Annotated in this window: 4 protein-coding genes; 2 read left to right on the forward strand and 2 right to left on the reverse strand. The window is 70.9% G+C overall.

All coding sequences use genetic code 11. From position 1 onward, the window contains the following. Positions 1-320: hypothetical protein (locus ACFPZL_RS12270; protein WP_382335633.1), on the forward strand; the 320-nt coding region annotated here is incomplete at its 5' end. Positions 321-378: 58 nt separating this feature from the next. On the opposite strand, the gene ACFPZL_RS12275 is transcribed toward ACFPZL_RS12270, so the two are convergent. After that, positions 379-816: a pyridoxamine 5'-phosphate oxidase family protein gene (locus ACFPZL_RS12275; RefSeq protein WP_218116350.1), complete on the reverse strand. Its 438-nt coding sequence runs from the start codon at positions 814-816 to the stop codon at positions 379-381. A gap of 53 nt (positions 817-869) precedes the next feature. Continuing rightward, a complete protein-coding gene (locus ACFPZL_RS12280) occupies positions 870-1,484 on the reverse strand; it encodes a GNAT family N-acetyltransferase (protein ID WP_218116351.1) in 615 nt (204 codons plus the stop codon). A 145-nt stretch (positions 1,485-1,629) separates the two neighbouring features. On the opposite strand from ACFPZL_RS12280, the gene ACFPZL_RS12285 reads away from it, so the two are divergent. Further along, positions 1,630-2,370 (forward strand): GntR family transcriptional regulator, encoded by a 741-nt coding sequence (locus tag ACFPZL_RS12285; RefSeq protein ID WP_236022141.1) that lies wholly within the window; start codon positions 1,630-1,632, stop codon positions 2,368-2,370. The last annotated feature ends 100 nt before the right edge of the window (positions 2,371-2,470 follow it).

Consider the following 2,470-nt stretch of genomic DNA (forward strand, 5'->3'; position numbering starts at 1 on the left):
CCGACGCGGTCGATGCAGTCCTGCTCGCCGACGTGCTCGTCGGGCTGCCGGATGCCGACGCCGTCCACGCGCTGCGCCGGGCGGCGGAGAGCCTCGCTCAGGGCGGCCGGCTGCTCGTCCTCTGCGACCTCATCGAGCCCGATGAGGCCTACGATCACGACCTCGAGCACCAGCTCATCGAGTTCGCGCTCTCGGGCGGTGGCGGGCGCACCCTCGACGGCCACCTCGCGCTCTTCGCGGACGCGGGTCTGGCGGTCGCCGAGCGACTCGCGCTCCCCTGGGGCTACACGGTCTTCGAGTTGACGCCGTCTTCGAGCTGACGCCGTCGTCGATCTGAAACCGGCGCCTTCGACGACGGTCGCCTGAGACGGTCGCGGCTCAGTAGGCCTGCACCCCGTCGCGCGGCGGTTCCTCGCCCAGCGCGAACAGGCGCCCCGAGATCGACTCCGAGGTGATGCGCACGTAGTTGCGCTTCACCGTGGGCACCATCGGCTTGAGCGGCAGGGCATCGGCCGCCGCGATCTCGGCCTCGGTCTCGAGCCTGCGCGCCGTGCCTCGCACCACGACGCTCCAGGCGATCGCGTCGTCGTGGTCGTCGACCTCGAACAGCACCTGGTTGCTGACCATCAGCTCCGCGAGCTTGTTCCCCTCCGCGGTGCGCAGGACGAGCGACTCGCCGTCGACCGCGTAGTTCACTGGGAAGATGTCGACGACGTCGCCGACACGGGTCACGATCCGCCCGACGGTCCGACTGCCGAGACGCTGCCAGCACTCCGCTGCCTCGAGTACGATCACCGGATCCTTGATATCGTCCATACCCCCATTCTCTCCTGCTCGGGCGCTGCGATCCAGTGGCCGCCGGCAGAGCCTCAGCCGGCGAGCGCCGGACCGGCGGGGTCGCAGTTCGTCATCATCCAGCGCGTGTCGCCGTCGTCCGCGAACGTCTCGAAGCCGAGATGCCGGTAGAACTCGATCGCGTTCGCGTTGTCGCTGCCGACGCCGAGGTGGACCCCGGGGACGCCGGCCGTCGCGAGGTCGGTGCGGAGTCCGTCGATCAGCACGCGGCCGAGTCCCCGGCCGCGTGCGCGCGGCAGCAGGTCGATGTGCAGGTGCGCGGGGAAGGGGTCCACCAGTTCTGCGGGAGGGCGCTGCGGCCGGTGAATCGCCCGCACGATCCACGCGTCATCGGGCGCGCCGGATCCCTCCGGGTACTGCGCGCGGAGTACCGGCAGCCACTCGGCCTCGAGCCAGGCGAAGAACCCGTCGGTGTCCGCCGTCGCCAGCAGATAGCCGGCGACGCCGCCGGCGTCGACCACGACGCGGCACAGCCCGCGATCGTGCGCCACGTAGGGGCCGGCGTAGACGTGGCCGAGCAGCTCCGGGTTCCGTTCGGGATCACGGCCGGGCCATCCGGGGTCGTCGGCGAGCAGGCACACCCGGTAGACGCCGGGCAGATCCTGGAGCTGTGCGGGGCGGACATCCATGACCGCACCCTACCCTTCGGGTACGGCGAGGCGGACGGTGGTCTAGTCCACCGGCGATGAGATCCTCTGACAAGCCGTCGAAACGGTGCAGTATTGGTATGGTGCACCCATTGCGCGGTCGGCATCCGTCGGGTTGACTCTGGGCATGACGATCTATCGACCGGCACCGATCCGCGACGTCGTTCGCGGTCGGATGCGCGAACTCGTGGCGACGCTGAGCACCGGCCAGCGCCTGCCCAGCGAACGCGAGCTCGCCGTGCGGTGGAACGTCTCGCGGATGACGCTGCGCCACGCCACCGACATGCTGGTGGCAGAAGGCCTCCTGGTGCGGCGCCAGGGCACGGGAACGTTCGTCGCCGGCAGGCCCGTGATCCGGGCGCTCGGGTTGACCTCGTTCTCGCAGGACATGCGCAGCCGCGGCCTGCGCCCCGGCAGCCTGCTCGTCTCGTTCCGGACGCTGCCCGCCGACACGGCGCTCGCGGGAGCGCTGCAGGTGGTGCTCGATGAACCGCTCTTCCAGTTCACCCGCGTCCGGCTGGGCGACGGCGAACCCCTCGCGGTGGAGACGACCTGGCTGCCGGTCGCGTCGGCACCGGGCCTGAGCGAAGCGGATCTCTCCGGCTCCCTGTACGAGGTGCTCGCGAAGCGCTACGGCATCATCACCACCACCGCACGCATCGCGATCGAGCCGATACTGCCCGATGAGCGCGTGCAGACGCTGCTCGGCATCGACGGTGGCCAGGCCTGCCTGCGCCTGCGCATGGTCGACTCGGACGCCGACGGGCGGGTCGTGATGGTCGCGAACTGCGTCTACCGGGGAGACAAGTACCACCTGCTGGCCGATGTCGCCGACGCCGCCGGGGCGACGACGGGAGTCCGCCCGTGAACGGCGTGCTGGCCGTCGACGGCGGGCAGACCGGTCTGCGCGCCGCGATCGACGGAGCCGGCGAGATCGTCGAGAGCCGGGGAGCGGCGCGGATCGACGG

The organism is Leucobacter soli (assembly GCF_042659205.1).
GTDB lineage: Bacteria > Actinomycetota > Actinomycetes > Actinomycetales > Microbacteriaceae > Leucobacter > Leucobacter soli.

What these genes read in the sequence shown, in the direction of transcription:
- ACFPZL_RS12275 (WP_218116350.1), bottom strand. Translation starts at nt 816, where the DNA reads ATGGACGATATCAAGGATCCGGTGATCGTACTCGAGGCAGCGGAGTGC.
- ACFPZL_RS12280 (WP_218116351.1), bottom strand. Translation starts at nt 1,484, where the DNA reads ATGGATGTCCGCCCCGCACAGCTCCAGGATCTGCCCGGCGTCTACCGG.
- ACFPZL_RS12285 (WP_236022141.1), top strand. Translation starts at nt 1,630, where the DNA reads ATGACGATCTATCGACCGGCACCGATCCGCGACGTCGTTCGCGGTCGG.